Source organism: Georhizobium sp. MAB10, assembly GCF_045012825.1.
Taxonomy (GTDB): domain Bacteria; phylum Pseudomonadota; class Alphaproteobacteria; order Rhizobiales; family Rhizobiaceae; genus Georhizobium; species Georhizobium profundi.
In genome coordinates, this window is sequence record NZ_CP118314.1 from 1,732,775 (window position 1) to 1,755,703 (window position 22,929).

Consider the following 22,929-nt stretch of genomic DNA (forward strand, 5'->3'; position numbering starts at 1 on the left):
GGAGACTGATTCACCATGCGTTATGCGCTCTATTTCACGCCGCCGATGAGCGACGCGCTGCAGCGCACCGCATCGCGCTGGCTCGGCCGGAACGCGTTTTCGGGCGCCGCGCTCGACCATCCGGACGATGCGGGCCTCGGCATCGATGAGATCGCTGCGATTACCGAAGCGCCGCGCCGATACGGTTTCCATGCCACCATCAAGGCACCCTTTGCTCTGGCGGATGGGCTGACGAAGGCTGATCTGTTGTCGGAGATCATGCATTTTTGCGGCGAACTCGAGCCATTCGAACTGCCGCCGCTCCGCATCGAGCGGCTCGGCCCGTTCTTCGCCTTGACGCCGAGTGCGCCGTCGCCCGCGCTCCAGGGCTTCGCCGATGCCGTCGTTCGTCGCTTCAACCGGTACCATGCGCCGGTGAGCGAGGCCGATCGGGCGAGGCGCAATGTCGATCGGCTGTCGGAACGGCAGGTGGCGTATCTGGACAGCTTCGGCTACCCTTACGTCTTCGAGGAATTCCGCTTCCACATGACGCTGACCGGGCCTGTCGATGCCGGCGATGCAGACCGGGTCGAGGCGGCGCTGCATCAGGTGTTTGCACCCTTCCTGGACAAGCCTGTATCCGTCAGCAATCTGGCACTCTTCGTGGAGCCGGAAAAAGGCGCAGCGTTCTCGGTGGATTCGCTGCATCCACTCGGATCCTTCAAGGCTGCGAGACGGACAGCCGCACAATGACACTTCACGACAAGAACTTGCAGACACGGATGAGCACGGTGACCGAGACGATCTTAAAGAATGCGATGCTGGTTCTGGCCAATCGGGTGGTTGAGGGCCATCTCGTCATTCGTGACGGGATGATCGCGGAGATTGGCGAGGGAACGACATCGGCTCCCGGAGACGATCTCGACGGCGACTATCTGATGCCGGGCCTCGTCGAGCTTCACACCGACCACCTCGAAGGCCACTACGGCCCGCGACCAGGCGTGCGCTGGAATGCGATCGCGGCTGTGCAGGCGCATGACGCGCAGATCGCCGCGTCGGGCATCACCACGGTGTTCGATTGCCTGCGCATGGGGTCCGACGAGGACGGTGGCTTCAAGCCGGGCGAAATGCGCGAACTGGCCGATGCGATCGAGCAGGCGCAGCGCGAGGATCGGCTGCGCTCGGACCACTTCCTGCATCTCAGATGCGAGGTTTCGGCGGCCGATGTGCTGGATGCCTTCGACAAGTTCCGCAGCGACGACCGCGTGCGGCTCGCTTCGCTGATGGACCACGCGCCCGGCCAGCGGCAGTTCCAGACGATGGATCAGTACACGCTTTACTACAAGACGAAGCGCGGACTGACGGACGAACAGTTTGAGGTGTTCGTCGCCAAGCGGCAGGAGCAGTCGGCCCGTTATTCCGCACCGCATCGCCGCGCGATCGCCGAGCATTGCCGGGGTGCCGGCGTGACGCTCGCGAGCCACGACGATGCGACGCTCGACCATGTCGACGAGGCGATTGCCGATGGCGTGGGCCTTGCAGAATTCCCGACGTCGAAGGAAGCCGCACGCGCGTCGCACGAAGCCGGCATGAGCGTGCTGATGGGGGCGCCGAACGTGGTGCGCGGCGGATCGCATTCCGGCAACATCGCCGCCAAGGACCTTGCCGAAGCCGGTATCCTCGACGTTCTGTCCTCCGATTACGTGCCGTCGAGCCTCTTGCAGGCGGTGTTCAAGCTGGCTGACGATGTCGACGCGATTTCGCTGCCGCAGGCTGTGGCGCTCGTCACATCCACGCCGGCACGCACCGTTGGGATGGACGACCGCGGCATCGTCGCCGTCGGAAAGCGCGCCGATCTGCTCCGTGTTCGCAATCTCGATCAATTGCCGATCGTCCGGACCGTATGGCGTCAAGGACGCCGCGTCATCTGATGGCGGAACGGTCGCCGAGAGATCCTGCGGGAACCTTGATCGTCGTGCTCGGTCCAAGCGGGTCGGGTAAGGATACGATCATCGATTTTGCGCGCGAGACGCTTCGAGGCCGAAGCGATGTCTTGTTCGTGCGCCGGGTGGTGACCCGCGACGCTGCCGTTCAGGCTGAAGATCATGACACGCTTGACGAGGCCGCGTTCCTGGCCGCCGAACAGGCGGGCGCCTTCGCCTTCACCTGGAAGGCCCATGGCCTGAGTTACGGCTTGCCGAGCTCGATGGACGGCCATCTTGCCTTAGGCGGCATCGCGATCGCCAACGGATCGCGTGCGACCTTGCCCGATCTGCGGCGACGCTATCCGACGCTCGTGCCGGTCACATTAGCGGTCGCTCCGGATGTGCTGGCGGCACGCATTGCCGCGCGTGGCCGCGAAAGCGAGGCCGAGATCGCGGCGCGGCTTCAGCGTGCGGAGCGGTTTGCGCTCGATACGCCGGACCTGACGATCATCGACAACAATGGCGCTCCGGAAATTGCCGGCCGTGCCTTCGTGCGCCTCATCGAGCAGGTGTCGGCGAGACATCACGCTATCGCTTGACGAGCGCGTTCAGGATGTCGGCCGGGCTGACAACGCCAACGATGCCGCCATTCTCCACCACTGCGAGCGAACTCGGATAGTGGTTGGCCAGTGTGCTCAGCATGTCCTTGACCGGCGTGCGGCGCTTGACGGATCCCCCGATCGCTTCCTTGGCGCCTGCTTGACCGGGACGCATGACGTCCTCCGCGCAGAGTACGCCGAGCGGATTGAGATGGGCGACGAATTCCTCGACGTAATCGTTGGCCGGACGCAGCACGATGTCCTCCGGCTTTCCCGCCTGGATGATGCGCCCGCCTTCCATGATGGCGATCTTGTCGCCGATCTTCACCGCCTCCTCCAGGTCGTGGCTGACGAAGAGGATCGTGCACTTCATGCGTTGCTGCAACTCGATCAGTTCGTCCTGCAGCTTCGTGCGGATCAGTGGGTCGAGAGCTGAAAAGGGCTCGTCCATTAGCAGGATCGGCGCGCCCGTGGCAAAAGCGCGGGCGAGGCCGACGCGCTGCTGCATGCCGCCGGAAAGCTCGTGAACCTTGCGGTCTGCCCAATCGGTGAGGCCGACCGTGTCGAGCTGAGCCGCGACGCGCTCCTTGCGTTCACTTGCCGGCATGCCCGACAGCTCCAGGCCGAAGCCGACATTTTCGGCAACCGTGCGCCAGGGCAGGAGGCCGAATTGCTGGAACACCATGGACACGCGCTCGGTGCGTAGCTGCCGCAGCGTCTTGCGGTCCGCCTTGGCGACATCGACCATGCCTCTGCCGGTTTCGACCATGACCGAACCGCGCGCCACCTTGTTGAGGCCATTGACGGCACGCAGCAGGGTGGATTTGCCCGACCCGGACAGGCCCATCAGCACGGCGATCTCGCCTTCGCCGACTTCCAGCGAGCAGTTGTGGACGCCCAGGACCTGATCGGTTTGCTGCTGGATCTCGCTGCGCTTCATGCCCTTGTCCATCAGCGGCAGGGCGATCTTGGGATTGTCACCGAAGACGATGCAGACGTCTTCGAATCGGATCATCGGCTCTCTGCTCATACCTCGTTCTCCCGGCGGAAGATGCGGTCGAGGATGATGGCGACCACGACGATGACGAGACCGGATTCGAAACCGAGGCCCGTGTTGACCGAGTTCAGCGCCCGCACGACCGGAACGCCGAGACCGCTTGCGCCAACGAGCGCCGCGATGACGACCATCGACAGCGAGAGCATGATCGTCTGGGTCAGGCCGGCCATGATCTGGGGCAGGGCATAGGGTAGCTCGATCTTCCAGAGCATCTGGCGCGACGTTGCCCCGAAGGCACGGCCAGCCTCGATCAGCGCCGGGGGGGTCGATGAGATGCCGAGATGGGTCAGTCGGATCGGCGCCGGGATGACGAAGATTGCCGTCGCGATAAGGCCAGGCACCATGCCGATGCCGAAAAAGACAATCGCCGGAATCAGATACACGAAGGTCGGCAAGGTCTGCATGAGGTCGAGGATCGGCCGGACCCAGGCGTAGAGCTTCGGCCGGTGGGCGCATGCGATGCCGATCGGGACGCCGAGGCCCATGCAGAGCGCGCAGGCGGAGAGAACCAGCGTCAGCGTTTCGGTCGTCTCACGCCAATAGCCCTGGTTGATGACGAACAGGAAGCCGACGAACGTCAGAGCGGCCACCTTCCACGAGCGCTGCAGCACATAGGCGAGTGCCGTGAAGATCAGCACCATCACCAGCGGATGAGGCGTCTGAAGCACCCAGAGCACGCTGTCGATGATGCTTTCCATGATGCCGGCGATGAAGTCGAAGACCCATGAGGCATTGCGTGTCAGCCAGTCAACGACGTCGCTTGCCGTTCGCCCCACGGGGATCTTGTTGTCGGCTATCCATTCCATCGAGATTGTCCCCAGTCCTGCCGACCATGACTTGAGCGGCAAAGTCGGCCCACGGCATTCGCCGATTCATCCCGTCGCGGCGGCTGGCCCTCACCCCCAGCCGCGCAACGTCTTGTAAAACAGGTGCCCACCGGGCGAGCCTTGAGGATCGCCCGGTGGGATATGCGCTATCAGAGGCCGAGTTCGGCGCGAACGGCCGCGAGGCCTTCTTCGCCATCGACGGTCGTGACGCCATCCAGCCATGCGTCCAGCGTATCCGGGTTTGCGGTCAGCCACTCCTGCGCGGCGGCACGGGCATCTTCCCCATCGTCAAGAATGGCGCCCATGATCTCGTTCTCCATCTCAAGCGTGAACTTGAGGTTGGTGAGGAAGGTTCCGATGTTCGGGCATTCCTCGGCGAGACCGGTGCGCGTGACGGTGTGGACGGTGCCGACATCGCCGAACCATTCCTCGCCGCCTGTCAGATATTCCATCTCGATGTTGCTGTTCATTGGATGTGGCGCCCAACCTAGGAAGACGACGTCGTCTTCGGAGTTCACGGCGCGGCCGACCTGGGCAAGCATGGCCTGCTCGGAGCTTTCCACGACCTCGAATTCGCCAAGACCGAAGGTGTCGTTTTCGATCAGGCTGATGATGTAGCCATTGCCTTCGTTGCCGGGCTCGATGCCGTAAATCCGGCCGTCGAGCTCTTCCTGGAACGTTGCGATGTCCTCGAAAGTGGTGAGGCCCTTGTCGTAGGTGTATTTCGGAACGGCGAGCGTGTACTGCGTCCCCTCAAGATTGGTGGCCACTTCCTCGATCGTGCCTTCGTCGAGGTAGGGACGGATGGCGCCTTCCTGTGCGGGCATCCAGTTGCCGAGGAAGATGTCGGTGTCGCCATCGGCGATCGACTGGAACGTGACCGGGACGGACAGGATGTTCGTGCGGGTCTCGTAGCCCAGCGCTTCGAGAACGAGCGTGGTGGCGGCTGTGGTGGCGGTGATGTCCGTCCAGCCCACATCGGAGAAGGTCAGCGAGGAGCAGGCATCCTGCGCCAATGCCGGCCCGGCGAGTATGGTCGAGACGAGCAGGGCTCCTGCGATTTTCGCGTGGCGTGCCATAGGTATCTGTTCCCTTTTTCTGGAATTGCATCAAGCGCTTCGACAGCGCGAGCCATGGACGTTAGCATTCCGCCGCCCCAGCTAGAAGCGGCAAATTTTTCTTGATTGACGCATCAATCAAAATAAATTAGCCCCGGAATGCAAGTGCTTTTTGCATTTTTTTGGAGTTGGTGATGCCGAAACTGGGAATGGAGCCGATCCGGCGGCGCGCATTGATCGATGCGGCCATTGCCGAAATCGGGGCGAAAGGCGGCCTCGACGTCACGGTCGGCCAGATCGCCAAGCGAGCAGGCGTCTCTGCCGCGCTCGCACACCATTATTTCGGCAATAAGCAGCAGATCCTGATCGAGACGATGCGGCACCTCCTCAGGGAGTTCAACGCGATCGCCAAGAGGCGTATGCGGGCGGGGCAGACCCCGCGCGAAAGGCTGAGCGCAATCGTCGAAGCGAGCTTCGGCGTCGAACAGTTCAGCGATGCGACGGTTGCGACCTGGCTCGCCTTCTATGCGGAGACCCGAAAGTCTTCCGAGGCCTACACGCTCCTGAACGTCTATACCCGTCGTCTGCGGAGCAACCTCCTTTTTGCGCTGAGGCAGTTGAGCCAACGCCCTGAAGACGCGGCCGAAATGATCGGCGCGCTGATCGATGGTCTCTACATTCGCCAGTCGCTGAGGCCCGGTCCCGCATCACCCAAGGACGCCATCCGCCTGGTGGAGACCTTCATCGACAACCTGCTGATCGCGGAGCGTGCCCGATGAGGCCGAACATTCTCACCATCATGGTCGACCAGCTGAACGGCACGCTCTTTCCGGACGGGCCGGCGGACTGGCTTCATGCGCCGAACCTGAAGCGGCTTGCCGCGCGTTCCGCACGTTTTCGCAATGCCTATACGGCTTCACCGCTCTGCGCGCCCGGCCGGGCAAGTTTCATGTCCGGGCAGTTGCCGAGCCGCACCCGCGTTTACGACAATGCTGCCGAGTTCGCGTCCGACATCCCCACATTTGCGCATCATCTGCGACGCGCCGGCTACCAGACGTGTCTTTCGGGCAAGATGCACTTCGTCGGGCCAGATCAATTGCACGGCTTCGAGGAGCGGCTGACGACGGATATCTATCCGGCGGATTTCGGCTGGACGCCGGACTACCGCAAGCCAAGCGAGCGGATCGACTGGTGGTATCACAACATGGCATCGGTGACGGGTGCTGGTGTTGCCGAAATCACCAACCAGCTTGAATATGACGATGAGGTTGCCCATCACGCGCTGGCCAAGATCTATGATCTCGCCAGGGCCAAGGATGATCGCCCCTGGCATCTGACCGTCAGCTTCACGCACCCGCATGATCCCTATGTGGCACGCAAGCGCTTCTTCGATCTCTACGAGGACTGCCAGCATCTGCAGCCGGACGTGCCGGCTATGCCCTACGAGGCGCACGATCCGCATTCCAAGCGGATCTTCGATGCCAATGACTGGCGGTCCTATACGATCACCGACGCGGATATCGCCCGCTCGCGGCAGGCCTATTTCGCCAACCTCTCCTATCTCGATGAAAAGATCGGGGCGCTGCTCGATGCGCTTGAGGCCACGCGGCAGGACGCGATCGTCGTGTTCCTGTCGGACCATGGCGACATGCTTGGAGAGCGTGGGCTCTGGTACAAGATGAACTTCTTCGAGGGTTCGGCGCGCGTGCCGCTGATGATCGCGGCGCCCGGTCTCAACGCTGGCCTGGTCGAAGAACCTGTTTCAACGCTCGACGTCACGCCGACACTCGCCGAGCTCGCCGGGATTTCGCTCGACGACATCATGCCCTGGACCGATGGCGAAAGCCTCGTGCCGGTTGCCGGCGGGACCAGGCGTTCCAGCCCCGTGCCGATGGAGTACGCGGCAGAAGCGTCGATCGCGCCTTTGGTCGCGATCCGCGATCGGCAGTGGAAGTATGTGCACTGCGAGGTCGATCCGCCGCAGCTTTACGACCTTTCGAACGACCCGCACGAGCTCAGCAATCTGGCTGCCGATCCCGCCCATGCGGAGACGGCCGCGCGGCTTGCCGGGGTCATCGCCGGCAAATGGAACATGGCCGCATTCGATGCGGCCGTCCGCCAAAGCCAGGCGCGGCGCTGGGTGGTCTACGAGGCGCTGCGCAACGGCAGCTACTATCCCTGGGATTACCAGCCGCTGCGCAAGGCATCCGAGCGCTACATGCGCAACCACATGGACCTGAACGTCGTCGAACACGACAACCGCTTTCCCCGAGGTGAATAATGCGTGCCCAGCCCCAAGCATCCCATTTCGTTGACGGACGCTATGTCGAGGATACGGCAGGTGAGGTTTTCGAAAATGTCTTCTCTGCAACCGGCGAGGTGATCGCGAAGCTCCACGCCGCGACCGATGCGATCATCGAGGAAGCGGTCGCGTCGGGTCGTCGGGCCCAGAAGGAATGGGCGGCACTTGCGCCCGTAGAGCGCGGGCGCGTGCTGCGCCGCGCCGCCGATATCATCCGCTCGCGCAATCGCGAATTGTCGGAACTGGAGACGCTGGATACGGGCAAGCCGATCCAGGAAACGATCGTCGCCGACGCGTCATCGGGAGCAGATTGCCTGGAATACTTCGGCGGGCTCGCCGCCTCCCTCAACGGCGAGACGATCCCGCTCGGGCGCGATTTCGCCTATACGCGACGCGAGCCGCTCGGGCTTTGCGTGGGGATCGGTGCCTGGAACTATCCGACGCAGATCGCCTGCTGGAAGGCCGCCCCGGCGCTGGCCGGCGGCAATGCGATGATCTTCAAGCCTTCCGAGATGACGCCGCTTTGCGCGCTGAAGATTGCGGAGATCTTCATCGAAGCCGGCGCGCCCAAGGGCCTCTTCAACGTCGTCCAAGGCCTCGGCGCAGTCGGGGCGAAGCTCGTGTCGCATCCTGCGGTCGATAAAGTGTCGCTGACGGGCTCGGTGCCGACCGGCTCGAAGGTTTACGCGGCCGCTGCCGCCGGCATCAAGCATGTGACGATGGAACTGGGCGGCAAGTCGCCGATCATCGTCTTCGATGATGCCGATATCGAGAATGCCATCAGCGGCGCCATGCTCGGCAACTTCTATTCGACCGGGCAGATCTGCTCGAACGGCACCCGCGTCTTCGTCCATCGCTCGATCAAGGAACGCTTCCTGAGCCGTCTTGCCGAGCGCACCGCATCAATCGTCCTTGGCGATCCACGCAATGAGGAAACCCAGATGGGACCGCTCGTCTCGCACGCCCAGCGCGAGAAGGTGGAGGCCTATATCGAAAAGGGCAAGGCGGAAGGCGCGCGCCTCGTCGCCGGCGGTGAGAGGGTGGCACCGGAGGGGCTAGAGGACGGGGCCTTCATTGCGCCGACGATCTTTGCCGACGTGACTGACGACATGACCATCGCGCGGGAGGAAATCTTCGGCCCTGTCATGTGCGTCCTCGATTTCGAGGACGAGGACGAGGTCGTCGAGCGAGCGAACGGCACTGAGTTCGGGCTCTCGGCCGCGGTCTACACGGCCGATCTCACCCGCGGCCACCGTGTCATCGGCCGTATCGAAGCCGGCACCTGCTGGATCAATGCCTATAATCTGACACCGGTGGAAATGCCCTTCGGCGGAATGAAGATGTCCGGCGTCGGTCGCGAGAACGGTCGCGCGGCGCTGGAACACTACACGCAGATCAAGAGCGTCTATGTGGGCCTCGGCCCGCAGGACGCGCCGTATTGATGGGGCCGCGCGGATGACTATGGAAGCGGATTTCGTCGTCATTGGCTCGGGCTCGGCCGGCGCCGCCACCGCCTATCGGCTGGCCGAGGACGGGCGCCATTCCGTGCTCGTGCTGGAATATGGCGGCACGGACATCGGCCCGTTCATCCAGATGCCTGCGGCACTCTCCTATCCCATGAACATGGGCATCTACGATTGGGGCTTTGAGAGCGAGCCGGAGCCGCATCTCGGCAATCGCAGGCTTGCGACGCCGCGGGGCAAGGTGATCGGCGGTTCGTCCTCCATCAACGGCATGGTCTATGTGCGCGGCCATGCGCGCGACTTCGACACCTGGGCGGATCTCGGCGCTCAAGGCTGGTCGTATGCGGACGTGCTGCCCTACTTCAAGCGCATGGAGCACTGGCACGCCGGCGGGCCATTCGCTGATTCCGGCTCGGGGGATCCATCCTGGCGCGGCCGTTCCGGGCCGATGCACATCACCCGCGGCCCGCGCAAGAACCCGCTCTACCGCGCCTTCGTGGAGGCCGGAAAGCAGGCAGGCTTCGAGGCGACGGACGACTACAATGGCGAAAAGCAGGAGGGCTTCGGCCCGATGGAGCAGACGGTCTGGAAAGGCCGCCGCTGGTCCACGGCGAATGCCTATCTGCGGCCGGCGCTAAAGAAGAAGAACACCGAGCTCGTCCGGTGTTTCGCCCGCCGCGTCATCATCGAGAATGGCAAGGCGACCGGCGTCGAGATCGAACTCGGCGGCGCCATCGAGATCGTGAAAGCGCGGCGCGAGGTGATCATCGCTGCATCGTCGATCAATTCGCCGAAACTCCTGATGCTCTCCGGCATTGGTCCGGCCGCGCATCTCGCCGAGCACGGCATCGCGCCTGTCGCCGATCGACCGGGCGTTGGCGCCAATCTGCAGGACCATCTCGAGCTTTATATCCAGTACGCATCGCTTCAGCCGATCACACTCTACAAGCACTACAATCTGATCGGAAAGGGTCTCGTCGGTCTGCAATGGCTTCTGTTCAAGACGGGTCTGGGCGCATCGAACCAGTTCGAAAGCGCCGCTTTCCTGCGCTCGGCTCCCGGCGTCGATTATCCGGACATCCAGTACCACTTCCTGCCCATGGCGGTGCGCTACGACGGCAAGGCGGCTGCCGAAGGCCATGGGTTTCAGGCCCATGTCGGGCCCATGCGCTCGCCTTCGCGCGGTTCGGTGACGTTGCGAAGCGGCGAGGCCAAGGACAAGCCCGTTATCCGGTTCAATTATATGAGCCATGAAAAAGATTGGGTGGACTTCCGCCACTGCATCCGCCTGACGCGCGAAATCTTCGGGCAACCGGCCTTTGCCGATTACGCGGGCAAGGAGATCCAGCCCGGCATCAATCTACAGTCGGATGTCGACCTCGACGGCTTCATTCGAGACCACGCTGAAAGCGCCTATCACCCATGCGGCACGTGCCGGATGGGGCGCGCGGATGATCCGATGGCGGTGGTCGATCCCGAATGCCGCGTCATCGGCGTCGACGGCCTGCGCGTGGCCGATAGCTCGATCTTCCCGCAGATCACCAATGGCAATCTGAACGGCCCGTCGATCATGGTCGGCGAGAAGGCCGCGGATCACATTCTCGGTCGCCAGCCGCTCGCGCCGGAAAATGCCGAGCCCTGGATCAACCCACGTTGGAAGACGAGCGACCGCTAAAAAGGTCGATCTAGTCGAAGATCACGCCCTTGGTGACGATGAAGCAGCCATAGGGCCGCTCTTCGCTGGTCTGCACGACGGCATAGGCTTGTCGGGCCGCATCGTAGAAGGCGTGGCGCTCGATCGACGTCATGCCGATGTCACCGGCTTCCGCGCGGTCGGCTGCTGCCTTGAACTCCTCGTGGATCGGCAGCCGTTCACCGGGCTTGCCGACAACCTGCATGTGCGCAATCGGGTGATCGACGAAGCTGTCGAGCGGGAAGAGCTTGAAGAGCGCTTCGGCAAATTCTGTGGTGTCGACGCCTGCGAGCCGGGCGAGCTTCTTCGTCACCGTATGGAGCGCTACCGATGTCGCGGGAAAGTTGGCGTCGCAGATGACGAGCGTGTCGCCATGGCCCATCGAGCGCAGGATCCATAGCAGTTCCGCATCGATCATCGTCGGGATGGACTTCAGCATCTCGGTCTCCTTGGTGCGCCTTGCTGCACTTTTCGCGACGAGATCGAGTTCGGTCAATCGATCCATCGCTTGATTTCACGCCCGAAGGCCGCTTATCACTGACGCCATGGAGCAAGCCGCGCGTTCGCGCTGCAGGAATGAAGAGGTCGCCCGATGGACATCCGCCAGATCAACGACGAGTACTCCGTCGCAGCCCAGATTACCGCCGAGGACGTCAAGGAGATCAAGGAGATGGGCTTCAAGTCCATCGTCTGCCATCGCCCGGACGGCGAAGCCGAGGGCCAGCCGGAATTTGCTTCCGTGAAGGCCGAGGCCGAAAAGCTCGGCCTCGAAATCCGCCACGTGCCCTTCGGCGCCGAAGGCGTTTCGCAGGACCAGATCAACGCATTCGTCGACTGCCTGGACGAGATGCCCCGCCCGATGCTCGGCTATTGCCGCTCCGGCGCGCGCTCGACGAAGATCTACGAACTGACCCGGCACATCCGCAATTGAGGGTATAGCGCCCGCAGGGGGCGCTCTTCTTCTAGCCTCTGGCCGCGTTGCGGATGTCGCTCAGCGAGCGGGTCGGCGTGATCGCTTCCGGGTCGATGCGGATTTCGATGATCGCGGGCTTGCCGCTCGCCTTCGCGCGCTCGTAGGCGGCCTCAAATTCCGCAGTCTCCGTTACCGTTTCGCCATGGCCGCCGAAGGCGCGGGCATAGTCGGCGAAATCGGGGTTGGTGAGATCCGTTGCACTGACGCGGCTTGGATATTCACGCTCCTGGTGCATGCGGATCGTGCCGTACATGCCGTTGTTGATGACGAGCACGATCACGGGCAGGTCATAGCGCACGGCGGTCGCAAATTCCTGGCCATGCATCAGGAAGCAGCCATCTCCGGCAAAGCAGATCACGTCGCGTTCGGGGAAGAGCTGCTTGGCAGCGACAGCGGCGGGCATGCCGTAGCCCATCGATCCGGAGGTCGGCGCGGCCTGGGTCGCAAAGCCCCGGAAGCGATGGAAGCGATGGAGCCATGTGGCGTAGTTGCCGGCACCGTTGGTGAAGATCGTATCGGCCTGCGCGTTCTCCTCGACCCAATTCATGATGGCGCCCATCTGCACCTTTCCGGGGCCTTCCGTGGGCGGCGTGGACCAGGTTCGGTAGGCATCGTGAAGGGCGGCGGCGCGATCCGCACTCGCAGGTGCCGGATTATGCGCCGTCGAAGGCAAGGCGGCGCAGAAGGCTGCAGGGCTTGCATTGATGGCGATATCAGGCCGGTAGACGCGGCCAAGCTCGGCGGCATCCGGGTGCACATGGATCAGCTTCTGGCGCGGGTAGGGGCTTTCCAGCAACGTGTAATTGGACGACGGCATCTCCGAGAAGCGCCCACCGAGGAGCAGAACGAGGTCGGACTGCTTGATGGCCTCAGCCAGGACCGGATTGATGCCGATCCCAACATCGCCGGCATAACAGGGGTGCAGGTGATCGAAGAGCGCCTGTCGGCGGAAGGAGCAGCCGACGGGCAGTTCGTGGCGCTCGGCAAAGCTCGCAAACCGGCTGACCGCTTCCGCCGTCCAGCGTGATCCGCCGAGAATGGCGAAGGGGCGTTCGGCCTCAGTGATCAGCCGCTCGACCTCTTCCATTTGCTGGTGCGACGGATAGGTCTCGACGGGTGTGTATGGCTTTGGCTCGGGTGCCTCCACGATATCGCGCAGCACGTCTTCCGGAAGCGTCAGGACCACCGGGCCGGGCCGACCGGACGTTGCGACGGCAAAGGCGCGCGTCACGAATTCCGGAATGCGGCGGGCATCGTCGATCTCGCCGACCCATTTCGCATATTCGGTGAAGGCGCGCCGGTACTCGATTTCCTGGAAGGCTTCGCGCTCGCGCGCCTCGCGCTGCACCTGGCCGATGAAGAGGATCATCGGGGTGGAATCCTGCCGCGCGATATGGAGGCCGGCGGAGGCGTTGGTTGCGCCGGGGCCGCGCGTCACGAAGCAGATGCCCGGTTCGCCGGTCAGGCGGCCCCAGGCGTCGGCCATCATTGCCGCGCCGCCTTCCTGGCGGCAGACGGTCACGCCGATCTCGGCATCGACCAGCGCGTCGAGCACAGCAAGATAGCTCTCGCCCGGCACGCAGAAGAGCCGCTTCGTGCCGTTGGCCACCAATGCGTCGACAATCAGCTGTCCGCCGGTTCTCATCGTGTGTTCCTTTTTTTCATTCCTGAGGCTTTTTATCGTTCTTGGCGGCGCGGATGCGCGAGGACACGGTCGACCCAGGATCGAAATGCCTCGATCGGTTGCGCGGCGCCGATTTCGTTCAGCGTCTCGTGGCGGAAGCCGGAGATGAGGGCAAGCGTCACATCGCGGAAGCCGGCCTTGCGAAGATCATGCGCCATCTGGTCGACGGCTTTACTGCCGTTCGTCGCAGGATCTTCCGTGCCGCCGACGAGATGGATCGGCAGATTGCGATCGATGCCCGACCAGTTGCTCGAATTTCCGCCGCGATAAATCAGGCCGAAAAGGTCCTGCCAAAGCGACACGGACGCATCGAAGCCGCAAAGCGGATCCGCGATATAGGCGTCGACCACGGCCGGATCGTGCGACAGCCAGTCGAACAGTGTTCGGCGGTCCGGCACCGCCTTGCCCCAGGCCTCGAACGTCAGCCTCGGCAGGATCCCGCTCGGCACGTCGGAACCCTTCATCGCCTTTTCGACGGCGAGGATTGCCTGTGCCGCGCGGCCGGCCGCGCCCGCCTGGAAATTGGAATTCCAGACCGCCACGGCGTCGAAGGCCGCCGGGTTCGAGATCACGCTGTTCCAGGCGATCAGGCCGCCCATGGAGTGCCCGAACAGGATGACGGGCAGCCCCGGATGAGCTTCGAGCGCATGGGCGCGGACCGCCATTACGTCGGCGAGAACCTTGCGGCGCCCGTCGCTGGTCGCAAAGCGGCCGATCGGCGCATCAGCAGCGACGGTTTCTCCATGGCCGCGATGATCGTGGGCGTAGACAGCAAGACCGGCGGCAGCCATCGACCGCGCGAAGGCCGCATAGCGCGCCGAATGCTCGGCCAGGCCGTGCGACAGCAGAAGGATCCCGCGCGCAGGTCCAACCGCCGGCTGGTGCCGCGCGCTCAGCGTCGCGCCGGTCGGGCTGTCAATGGAATATGCCTCTTCGAAGCTGGACGTCATGGCCGCCATGCATAGGCGAGCCGCAGTCTGCCCGCAATCGCCGTGATGATCATCGCGGAGCCGCTCGCTTGAGGCAGTCCGAGCAAGCCGCTAAATAGAGGCCTCCCGGAAATGAGGTGGCGCCATGACTGACGATCTCGTTCTTTTCACCAACCCTATGTCGCGCGGGCGGATCGCGCGCTGGATGCTCGAAGAGGCGGGTGTGGACTACGAGACGCGCGCGCTCGGTTATGGGCCCGACATGAAGAGCCCCGACTACCTCGCCATCAACCCGATGGGCAAGGTGCCGGCGGTCAAGCATGGCAACCGCGTGGTGACCGAGTGCGCGGCCATCTGTGCTTACGTCGCCGACGCGTTTCCACAGGCGGGGCTTTCGCCGGCGCTCACCGACCGGGCCGACTATTATCGGTGGCTTTTCTTCGCCGCCGGTCCGCTCGAAGCCGCCGTCACCAACAAGAGCCTGGAAGTGGCCGTGCCCGATGAAAAGCAGGGGTTCGTGGGATACGGGAACTTCGCTGCCGTCATGAACACGCTTGCCAAAGCTCTTTCACGCGGGCCGTACATTGCCGGTAATCGGTTCACCGCAGCTGATGTCTATGTCGGTGCACAAGTGTTGTGGGGTCTGCAGTTCGGCACGTTCGAGCAGCGTCCGGAATTTGAAGCCTATGCCAAGCGGCTCGCCGATCGTCCGGCCTACAAGCGGGCCACTGAAAAGGACGATGCGCTGTTGGCGGAGATGAAGTCGGCCAGCTAATTGCCGATACGCATTGATAGCGGCGGCCGGATTGCATAAAAGCGGGCCAATCGCAAAGCGCGCCCGCAGTCCCCTCATTCGTTACAGGAAAGATCGCGCCCTCATGGCACGTCAATTCATCTACCACATGGCCGGCCTCAACAAGGCCTACGGCGCAAAGAAGGTGCTGGAGAATCTGCACCTGTCCTTCTACCCCGATGCCAAGATCGGCATCCTCGGTCCCAACGGGGCCGGTAAGTCGACCGTGCTCAAGATCATGGCCGGCATCGACAAGGAATATTCAGGCGAAGCCTGGCTCGCCGAAGGTGCCACCGTCGGCTATCTGGCGCAGGAGCCCGACCTCGATCCGGCACTCGACGTTTTCGGCAACGTGATGACGGGCGTGGCGCGCAAGACCGCGATCATCGACCGTTACAACGAACTGATGATGAACTATTCCGACGAAACGGCCGACGAATCCGCCCAGTTGCAGGACGAGATGGACCGGCTGAACCTTTGGGATCTCGAACAGCAGGTCGAGATGGCGATGGAAGCGCTCGGCTGCCCGCCCAAGGAAGCCGATGTCACGACGCTTTCGGGCGGTGAGCGCCGCCGTGTCGCGCTTTGCCAGCTTCTGCTGCGCGAGCCCGACCTGCTGCTGCTCGACGAACCGACCAACCATTTGGACGCCGAGACCACGGCCTGGCTTGAAAAGCACCTGCGCCAATATCCGGGCGCGGTGATGATCATCACCCACGATCGCTACTTCCTCGACAACGTCACCGGCTGGATTCTCGAGCTCGATCGCGGGCGCGGCATTCCGTACGAAGGCAACTATACGAAGTACCTCGAAGCCAAGGCCAAGCGGCTCAAGCAGGAGGGCCGCGAGGATGACGCCCGTCAGAAGGCGATCGCCCGCGAACGCGAGTGGATGGGATCGAGCCCCAAGGCGCGGCAGTCGAAGTCGAAGGCCCGTATCGCGGCATTCGAGGATCTGCTTGCAGCGGCTGACAACCGTCGCCCGACCGACACGCAGATCGTCATTCCCCATGGCGATCGCCTCGGCAATGTCGTCATCGAGGTCAATGGCATTTCCAAGAGCTTCGGCGACCGCCTCCTGATCGAGGACCTGTCGTTCAAGCTGCCACCCGGCGGCATCGTCGGCGTCATCGGACCGAACGGCGCCGGCAAGACGACGCTCTTCAAGATGATCACCGGCCAGGAAAAGCCGGACAATGGCGATGTCCGCGTCGGTGAGACCGTCAAGCTCGGCTATGTCGACCAGAGCCGCGACGCGCTCGATCCGGACAAGACCGTGTGGGAAGAAATTTCCGGCGGTGCCGAAGTGGTGAAGCTCGGCAAGCATGAGGCCAACACGCGCGCCTATTGCTCGTCCTTCAATTTCCGCGGCGGCGACCAGCAGCAGAAGGTCGGCAATCTGTCGGGCGGTCAGCGCAACCGCGTGCATCTTGCCAAGATGCTGAAGACCGGCGGCAACGTTCTGCTGCTCGACGAACCGACGAACGACCTCGACACCGAAACGCTGGCTGCGCTCGAAGATGCGCTGGAAAGCTACGCCGGCTGCGCCGTCATCATCAGCCACGATCGCATGTTCCTCGACCGGCTTGCGACCCACATCCTGGCGTTCGAAGGCGACAGCCACGTCGAGTGGTTCGAAGGCAATTTCGAAGACTACGAGAAGGACAAGGTCCGTCGTCTCGGCGTCGAAAGCGTCAATCCGCGCCGCATGACCTACAAGCGCCTGACGCGCTAGGACGATGCCGAACTGTCTCATCACCGGCGTCGGTCGTGGGATTGGCTACGAACTCGCGCGCCAGGCTTTGGCGCGCGGGAACCGCGTGATCGGATCGGTCCGCTCGCCTGAGCGCGCCGAGGAACTCAAGGCAGAACTCGGAGACCGCTTCGAACCTGTCGTGTTCGATGTTACGGACGGGAAAGCCATCGAAGCGGTCGCAGCCGCTATAAGCTTTCCGATCGATGTATTGATCCACAACGCCGGCATTATCGGTCCTGAGCGCCAGTCGACGCTCGACATGGATTTCGTTGGCTTCGAGCAGACCATGGCTGTTAATGTGATGGCTCCGCTTCGGGTCATTCAAACGTTCCTGCCGAGGATCCTCGCTGCAGAACGCGGTCGCATCCTGGTCCTTTCCAGCCGGATGGGGTCGCTGTCCTACGCCAAATCAGACCACATCGCCTATCGCGCCTCGAAGGCTGCGTTGAACAAGGTGCTGCAAGGGGTCGCAACCGATCTTAAGCCACAGGGCGTTGCCGTTGCTGCCGTCCATCCCGGCTGGGTCCGAACGGACATGGGTGGCGCAGGCGCGGATATTGACGCTGAGACAAGCGCCCGCGGGATCCTGCAGCTGGCCCAAACGCTCGATCTTGAGCGAACCGGTCGATTCTTTGCTTATAACGGTAGCGAAGTTGCCTGGTGAGCGGTCGCAGGGCTGTCACAGGATCCATTGCAAGCAGGAGGACTATCCGTGAGCGTACAGGGGCAGATGTTCGACCTTCCGACCGAGATTACCTCTGGACGCCGTCTTTCCGCGACCGTTGGTGGGCTTTTCGCGGCCACGGGCGACGATTTCATCAGCGGGCCGGTGTCGTCACTCGACCTCACCTTCGACGGCATCGTCGGCGATTTTCATGCGGGTGCCACTCGGCGCTCCGGTGGACGTGAGCCATGGTATCCCCGCGGTACCGAGATGCGCAACGAGCGTCAGCTCAGCATCGTCGCCGCGGACGAGCTGGCGATGGCGGCAGTCGATATGGGCGTCGATCGCATCCGGCCTGAATGGATCGGTGCCAATCTCTTGCTCGACGGTGTTCCGCAGCTTTCGATGCTGCCGCCGCGCACACTGCTATTCTTCGCAAACGGTGTCACCTTGAAGATCGACGGGCAAAACGCGCCTTGCCGGCTGTCCGGCAACTCGATCGCGGATCATTTTCCCGATCACGATCACACCGCACTCGCGCTGTCTTTCAAGGACGCCGCCAAGCGTCGCCGGGGGCTGGTTGCCTGGGTCGAAAAGCCCGGGCGGATCAGTGTTGGCGAGAGCGTGAAGGTTCACGTGCCGGAGCAGTGGATCTATCGCGGCTGACAGGTGTCGCTGCAATCAGGCATCCCGAGCGGCTTGCAACAGCGCCCAGAAACATATAAAGATATCTTTATATCGTTTTTGGATGTTGCGAATGCTCGATCACTACAAGCTCGGTCTCGACGAAATCGTCGACCTGTTGAAGGCTGCAGGTGAGCAGACGCGCATGCGGCTGCTCTGGCTGCTGGCGACGAGCGACCTCACAGTAACCGATCTTACTGATATTCTCGGTCAATCGCAGCCCCGCATTTCGCGCCATCTCAAGCTTCTCGGCGAAGCCGGCCTCATCGAGCGCTACCAGGAGGGTGCCTGGGCCTATTTCAGGCTGACCAGCGAAGGGCGGGCGGCTGCCCTTGCGCGCCTTTTGATCGATGCCATCTCGGCCAATGATGCCATCCTGGCGCGCGACGCGGAACGCCTTCGCGCAGTTCAGAAGGTGCGGGCGGAAAAGGCGCAGTCCTACTTCTCGCGCAATGCCGAAAGCTGGGACGACCTGCGTTCGCTGCATGTGAGCGACGATCGCGTCGAGGCGGCGCTGACGGAACTGGTCGGCACGACGCCTTTCGATTCGATGCTCGATCTTGGCACCGGTACGGGCCGCATTCTCCAGCTTTTCCAAGGGCTCTATCGGCGTGGCATCGGCGTGGATGCAAGCCGTGACATGCTGGCCGTCGCGCGTGCCAATCTCGATCGCAACGGGCTCAGCCACGCCTCGGTGCGCCATGGCGACATTTTCAACCTGCCGCTCGACCGCGAGACCTTCGATCTCGTGACGATCCATCAGGTCCTGCACTACCTGCAGTCACCAGACGACGCGATCGCGGAGGCAGCGCGCATGCTGCGGCCCGGTGGGCGGCTGATCATCGTCGACTTCGCGCCGCACGAACTGGAGCGGTTGCGGGAAGAGCATGCCCATGTGCGTCTCGGATTTGCGCACCAGACGATCGGCGAGGCGCTGCGCTCGGCCGGTCTGTCCATCGAACGGATCGTCGATCTTGAGCCGGAAGAGGAGGGCAGCGAAACGCTGACCGTCACCATTTGGCTCGCACGCGATCCGCGTCTTCTCATTGCCGGCGACGAGAGCGCCGATGTCACCAAGGGACTTGCCTGACCATGTCGCTCCTTAGAAGATCAAGCCCTTCGCTCAGCGCCGACCGGATCAATGTCTCCTTCGAGTTCTTCCCGCCGAAGACTGGGGACATGGAGACGCAGCTTTTCGAAAGCGTGTCGAAGCTCGCGCCTTTCAATCCGGATTTCGTTTCGGTGACCTATGGGGCAGGCGGATCGACCAAGCAGCCGACGCTGAACACCGTCAGCCGCATCCACCGCGAGACCACGTTGTCGACTGCGGCGCATCTGACCTGCGTCGATGCCAGCCGCGAAGAGGTCGATGCGGTCGTTCGCGAGTTCTGGGATGTCGGCGTGCGTCATTTCGTGGCCCTGCGCGGCGATCCGTCGGGTGGCATCGGCACGCGCTTCAAGCCGCACGCGGATGGCTATGCCAATGCCGCAGAGCTGGTGGCAGGCCTGAAGGCGTTTGCCGATTTCGAGATTTCGGTGTCCGCTTACCCGGAGAAGCATCCGGAGAGCCCGGATTTCATGACCGACATCGACATGCTGAAGCGCAAGGTCGACAATGGCGCGACGCGGGCGATCACGCAGTTCTTCTTCGATAACGACACCTATGAGCGCTACGTTGAGCGTGTCCGCCGGGCAGGGATCTACATCCCGATCGTCCCGGGTATTCTGCCGATCCACAATTTCGGGCAGGTCGCTCGGTTTGCCGGCATGTGCGGTGCGTCGATCCCGACATGGCTGGCCGAGCGATTCGAAGGGTTGGAAGACGACGCCCAGACCCGCTCGCTGATCGCAGCCGCACTCGCGGCCGATCAGGTGATGGATCTCGTCGAGCGCGGCGTCCACGATTTTCATTTCTACACGATGAACCGGGCCCAGCTCGTCTATGCGATCTGCCATCTCCTCGGTCTTCGCGGCCGTGCGCCGCAGGCGGAGGACAAGGCCGTGGCCGCGGCCTGATCGTAGGCTAAGAAGGCGTCATCGGACGCCTACTTCACAATGGAAAAAGGGGATCGCCGACGAGACGATCCCCTTTTCCTATTCTTGCTGGGTCTACGTAATGAAGGCGCTTTCGGGCCCTGGTCCCTTCAGGTGAATGTCCCTTCAGATGAAGAGCATGCTCCCGATGAAGGCGAACGCGGCACAGATCATGACAACATTGAACTGTTGCGTCAGTCTCATGGTCACCTCCTCGCAGTTAACCTCCTGATAATAGGTGTTAACACGTATCGCGAAAAGGGAATTCGTTGCTGCAGTGCGAGAGCGCACGATACGAATGATTTCATTTTCACCGCTAGGGCGCTGTTTTGTTTTCATCTTGTTGCCATCGTCGCCGGCGTAGGAAGAGTGGATAATCTTTCCGCGCTGCGTCGTGCGGGCCGCAACGCGCATGCCGATCTTTACCCTCAGCGACAAACTGATAGCGTCCGCCATCATCAGGAGCCGACCCATGCAGCGATTCACCACCGGAACCGAGGCGGCGCTCTCGCTGAGACCAGATGCGCCGCTCTACTGTTTCCGGCCGAAGGTTCTCATCGAGGATGCGCAACGTTTCATGCGGCAATTTCCGGGTGAGACGGCCTATGCGGTGAAGACCAACGGCGAGCCGATGGTGCTGGAAACTTTGGTCAAGGCTGGCGTAAAGACCTTCGACGTCGCTTCCCCCGCCGAATTCGCGGCCGTGCGCGCCGCCTCCAAGGATGCCGAGATGCTCTACATGCATCCGGTCAAGGCGCAGTCGGACATCCGCCTTGCGCTCGAGACCTACGGCATACGGGTGATGTCGCTCGATCATGAGGACGAGATCGCCAAGGTGCTGCGCATCGTGCGCGCGCTGGACCTTGACCCTGCGGATTTCACCATCTTCGTCCGGCTTCAGACGAAGGGCCACGCGGCCTACGAACTCTCCAAGAAATTCGGCGCAGCACCCGGCCATGCGGTGGAACTGGTTCAGCGTTTGGATCGCATCGGCTTCAAGGTCGGTCTCTGCTTCCATGTGGGCAGCCAGATCGCCGAATCGGAATCCTATGAACGCGCGCTGGCATCGGCCGATTGGGTGCGCAGTCGCGCTGGCGTTTCTCTCGCCGGCCTCGATGTCGGCGGCGGCTTTCCCGCCGAATACGGCCATGATCCCAACCGCAAGAAGCCTGATATCCCGACCATCGACGAACTTCTGGAGCGGCTTGATCTCATTCTGACGGAATGGGGCTTCAAGACGCTGCCGCTTGTCGCCGAACCCGGCAGAGCCATCGTCGCGCGGTCGTTTTCGCTGGTCGTGAGGGTTTTGCTGCGCAAGGGCCGGCGGCTCTATATCAATGACGGCATCTGGGCGTCGCTGTCTGACAGCTGGACCGGCAAGATCACGCTGCCGGCCCGTTTCATCCCGGATCCTGCCCGCAAATCACGCAATGGCGATCCGGAAAACGTCGTGCCGTTCAAGGTCTGCGGCGCCACCTGCGACAGTGTCGACATCCTTTCGCGGCCGTTCTGGTTGCCGGAAACGGTGGACACGGGCGACTGGATCGAGATCGGCCATATCGGCGCCTATTCGCTGTCGCTGCGCACGCGCTTTAACGGCTTCTATCCGGACGATTTCGTGGAGGTCACGACCGCGTTCGGCGACGAGGGCGCGCCGGAAGGCTTCGCCAGCCTGGAAACGATGGCCTCTTGAGCCATGGCGCTGCGGATCGTCTCGCTCAACGCCTGGGGCGGCCGGCTCCACCGGCCGCTTCTCGACTATCTCGCTGCATGTAACGCCGATATCTATTGTCTGCAGGAGATCGTGCGAGATCCGGCTTCGACGATGTCCCAATGGTCCGCCTATCGCGACGGCGCTCACGAACTTGCCCAGCGCACGAACCTCCTTGAGGAGATCCGCGCGGCGCTGCCCGAGCACGATGCCTTCTTTGCACCAAACGCGACCGGCGACCTCTTCGTCGGTGTCGATCGGGTTCCGACCTTCTTCGGGCTTGCAACCTTCGTGCGCCGAACGTTGGCCGTGGTCGGACAAGCCACCGATTTCGTTCACGGCTCGTTTTCGGCCGAGGGGTTCGGTGCTCATCCGAGGCCGCGCAACGCCCATTGCGTGCGGCTCTACGAGGCGGCGGGCGGCCGCACGCTCACCGTCTGCCATATGCATGGCCTGCGCGATCTGGCCGGCAAGTCCGATACGGAAGAACGCGATGCGCAGGCGCGATCGCTTTTGCGTCTGATCCGGCAGGTGTGGGCGGAGGGTGAACCGCTGATCGTATGCGGCGATTTCAACGTCTTGCCGGACAGCCGCACCTTCGAGATCCTCAGCGAGGCTGGGCTTGCCGATCTGGTAACCGCGAGAGGATTTACCGACACGCGCACCTCCCATTATTCGAAGGACGTGCGCTTTGCCGACTACATGCTCACCAATAGCGCGGTGAAGGTTGTTAGCTTCGACGTGGTCGAACGGCCGGAGGTTTCAGACCACCGGCCGCTGTTGCTTGAGATGGAATGA

The 22,929-nt window shown here is 62.8% G+C and carries 23 protein-coding genes; 16 read left to right on the plus strand and 7 right to left on the minus strand.

Annotated features, from left to right (window positions below):
* The first annotated feature begins 15 nt into the window (after positions 1-15).
* Genes PU133_RS07990 through phnN form a run of 3 tightly spaced genes read left to right on the plus strand, consistent with a single transcriptional unit; the run spans position 16 to position 2,503 of the window.
* Positions 16-732, plus strand: coding sequence for a DUF1045 domain-containing protein (locus PU133_RS07990; protein WP_404864204.1), 717 nt, complete (start codon positions 16-18; stop codon positions 730-732).
* Positions 729-1,910, plus strand: coding sequence for an alpha-D-ribose 1-methylphosphonate 5-triphosphate diphosphatase (locus tag PU133_RS07995; protein ID WP_404864205.1), 1,182 nt, complete (start codon positions 729-731; stop codon positions 1,908-1,910). Before PU133_RS07990 ends, PU133_RS07995 begins: the two co-directional genes overlap by 4 nt.
* Entirely contained in the window at positions 1,910-2,503 is a 594-nt protein-coding gene (gene phnN, locus PU133_RS08000) for a phosphonate metabolism protein/1,5-bisphosphokinase (PRPP-forming) PhnN (protein ID WP_126009362.1), read from the plus strand. Before PU133_RS07995 ends, phnN begins: the two co-directional genes overlap by 1 nt.
* Here the strand turns inward: phnN and choV are convergent.
* The 3 genes from choV to choX all read right to left on the minus strand — a co-directional run bounded on the left by choV (position 2,493) and on the right by choX (position 5,466).
* Entirely contained in the window at positions 2,493-3,518 is a 1,026-nt protein-coding gene (choV, locus tag PU133_RS08005) for a choline ABC transporter ATP-binding protein (protein WP_126009365.1), read from the minus strand. The genes phnN and choV overlap by 11 nt on opposite strands.
* Before the next feature lie 11 nt (positions 3,519-3,529).
* Positions 3,530-4,366 (minus strand): choline ABC transporter permease subunit, encoded by an 837-nt coding sequence (gene choW / locus PU133_RS08010; protein ID WP_126009368.1) that lies wholly within the window; start codon positions 4,364-4,366, stop codon positions 3,530-3,532.
* A gap of 170 nt (positions 4,367-4,536) precedes the next feature.
* The gene (gene choX, locus PU133_RS08015; RefSeq protein ID WP_404864206.1) at positions 4,537-5,466 is read right to left on the minus strand and encodes a choline ABC transporter substrate-binding protein; all 930 of its coding nucleotides are present in this window, start codon (positions 5,464-5,466) and stop codon (positions 4,537-4,539) included.
* A gap of 173 nt (positions 5,467-5,639) precedes the next feature.
* Here choX and betI point away from each other — a divergent pair, with 173 nt between their 5' ends.
* The 4 genes from betI to betA are packed head-to-tail and all read left to right on the plus strand — an operon-like array spanning position 5,640 to position 10,885.
* Entirely contained in the window at positions 5,640-6,224 is a 585-nt protein-coding gene (gene betI / locus PU133_RS08020) for a transcriptional regulator BetI (RefSeq protein WP_404864207.1), read from the plus strand.
* Complete coding sequence (betC, locus tag PU133_RS08025) at positions 6,221-7,726, plus strand: choline-sulfatase (RefSeq protein WP_404864208.1); 1,506 nt, start codon at positions 6,221-6,223, stop codon at positions 7,724-7,726. Before betI ends, betC begins: the two co-directional genes overlap by 4 nt.
* Complete coding sequence (betB, locus tag PU133_RS08030; protein WP_404864209.1) at positions 7,726-9,189, plus strand: betaine-aldehyde dehydrogenase; 1,464 nt, start codon at positions 7,726-7,728, stop codon at positions 9,187-9,189. Before betC ends, betB begins: the two co-directional genes overlap by 1 nt.
* A gap of 13 nt (positions 9,190-9,202) precedes the next feature.
* Positions 9,203-10,885, plus strand: coding sequence for a choline dehydrogenase (gene betA / locus PU133_RS08035; protein ID WP_404864210.1), 1,683 nt, complete (start codon positions 9,203-9,205; stop codon positions 10,883-10,885).
* A 10-nt stretch (positions 10,886-10,895) separates the two neighbouring features.
* On the opposite strand, the gene PU133_RS08040 is transcribed toward betA, so the two are convergent.
* The gene (locus PU133_RS08040) at positions 10,896-11,408 is read right to left on the minus strand and encodes an RbsD/FucU family protein (protein ID WP_404864211.1); all 513 of its coding nucleotides are present in this window, start codon (positions 11,406-11,408) and stop codon (positions 10,896-10,898) included.
* Between the two features lie 87 nt (positions 11,409-11,495).
* Here PU133_RS08040 and PU133_RS08045 point away from each other — a divergent pair, with 87 nt between their 5' ends.
* The gene (locus tag PU133_RS08045; RefSeq protein ID WP_126009384.1) at positions 11,496-11,834 is read left to right on the plus strand and encodes a TIGR01244 family sulfur transferase; all 339 of its coding nucleotides are present in this window, start codon (positions 11,496-11,498) and stop codon (positions 11,832-11,834) included.
* Between the two features lie 31 nt (positions 11,835-11,865).
* Here the strand turns inward: PU133_RS08045 and PU133_RS08050 are convergent, their stop codons facing one another.
* Together PU133_RS08050 and PU133_RS08055 are read right to left on the minus strand one after the other, a co-directional pair.
* A complete protein-coding gene (locus tag PU133_RS08050; protein WP_404864212.1) occupies positions 11,866-13,521 on the minus strand; it encodes a thiamine pyrophosphate-binding protein in 1,656 nt (551 codons plus the stop codon).
* A 32-nt stretch (positions 13,522-13,553) separates the two neighbouring features.
* Positions 13,554-14,510 (minus strand): alpha/beta fold hydrolase, encoded by a 957-nt coding sequence (locus tag PU133_RS08055; protein WP_404864213.1) that lies wholly within the window; start codon positions 14,508-14,510, stop codon positions 13,554-13,556.
* Between the two features lie 124 nt (positions 14,511-14,634).
* On the opposite strand from PU133_RS08055, the gene PU133_RS08060 reads away from it, so the two are divergent.
* The 6 genes from PU133_RS08060 (at position 14,635) to metF (ending at position 20,402) form a co-directional block, all read left to right on the plus strand.
* A complete protein-coding gene (locus tag PU133_RS08060; protein WP_404864214.1) occupies positions 14,635-15,264 on the plus strand; it encodes a glutathione S-transferase family protein in 630 nt (209 codons plus the stop codon).
* 103 nt (positions 15,265-15,367) lie between these two features.
* On the plus strand, positions 15,368-17,017 hold the full coding sequence (ettA, locus tag PU133_RS08065; protein ID WP_126009394.1) for an energy-dependent translational throttle protein EttA: 1,650 nt from the start codon (positions 15,368-15,370) through the stop codon (positions 17,015-17,017).
* Positions 17,018-17,021: 4 nt separating this feature from the next.
* Positions 17,022-17,702, plus strand: a complete 681-nt coding sequence (locus tag PU133_RS08070; RefSeq protein WP_404864215.1) for an SDR family oxidoreductase — start codon at positions 17,022-17,024, stop codon at positions 17,700-17,702.
* Between the two features lie 66 nt (positions 17,703-17,768).
* A complete protein-coding gene (locus PU133_RS08075; RefSeq protein ID WP_404864478.1) occupies positions 17,769-18,368 on the plus strand; it encodes an MOSC domain-containing protein in 600 nt (199 codons plus the stop codon).
* Between the two features lie 91 nt (positions 18,369-18,459).
* Positions 18,460-19,476: an ArsR/SmtB family transcription factor gene (locus tag PU133_RS08080; RefSeq protein WP_404864216.1), complete on the plus strand. Its 1,017-nt coding sequence runs from the start codon at positions 18,460-18,462 to the stop codon at positions 19,474-19,476.
* 2 nt (positions 19,477-19,478) lie between these two features.
* Positions 19,479-20,402, plus strand: coding sequence for a methylenetetrahydrofolate reductase [NAD(P)H] (metF, locus tag PU133_RS08085; protein ID WP_126009398.1), 924 nt, complete (start codon positions 19,479-19,481; stop codon positions 20,400-20,402).
* A gap of 144 nt (positions 20,403-20,546) precedes the next feature.
* Here metF and PU133_RS08090 read toward each other — a convergent pair whose 3' ends face one another.
* Positions 20,547-20,894, minus strand: coding sequence for a hypothetical protein (locus PU133_RS08090; protein WP_404864217.1), 348 nt, complete (start codon positions 20,892-20,894; stop codon positions 20,547-20,549).
* Between PU133_RS08090 and PU133_RS08095 the strand changes: the two genes are divergently transcribed.
* Complete coding sequence (locus PU133_RS08095; RefSeq protein ID WP_404864218.1) at positions 20,893-22,113, plus strand: alanine racemase; 1,221 nt, start codon at positions 20,893-20,895, stop codon at positions 22,111-22,113. The two genes, PU133_RS08090 and PU133_RS08095, sit on opposite strands and share 2 nt — an antisense overlap.
* Positions 22,114-22,116: 3 nt before the next feature.
* On the plus strand, positions 22,117-22,929 hold the full coding sequence (locus PU133_RS08100; protein ID WP_404864219.1) for an endonuclease/exonuclease/phosphatase family protein: 813 nt from the start codon (positions 22,117-22,119) through the stop codon (positions 22,927-22,929).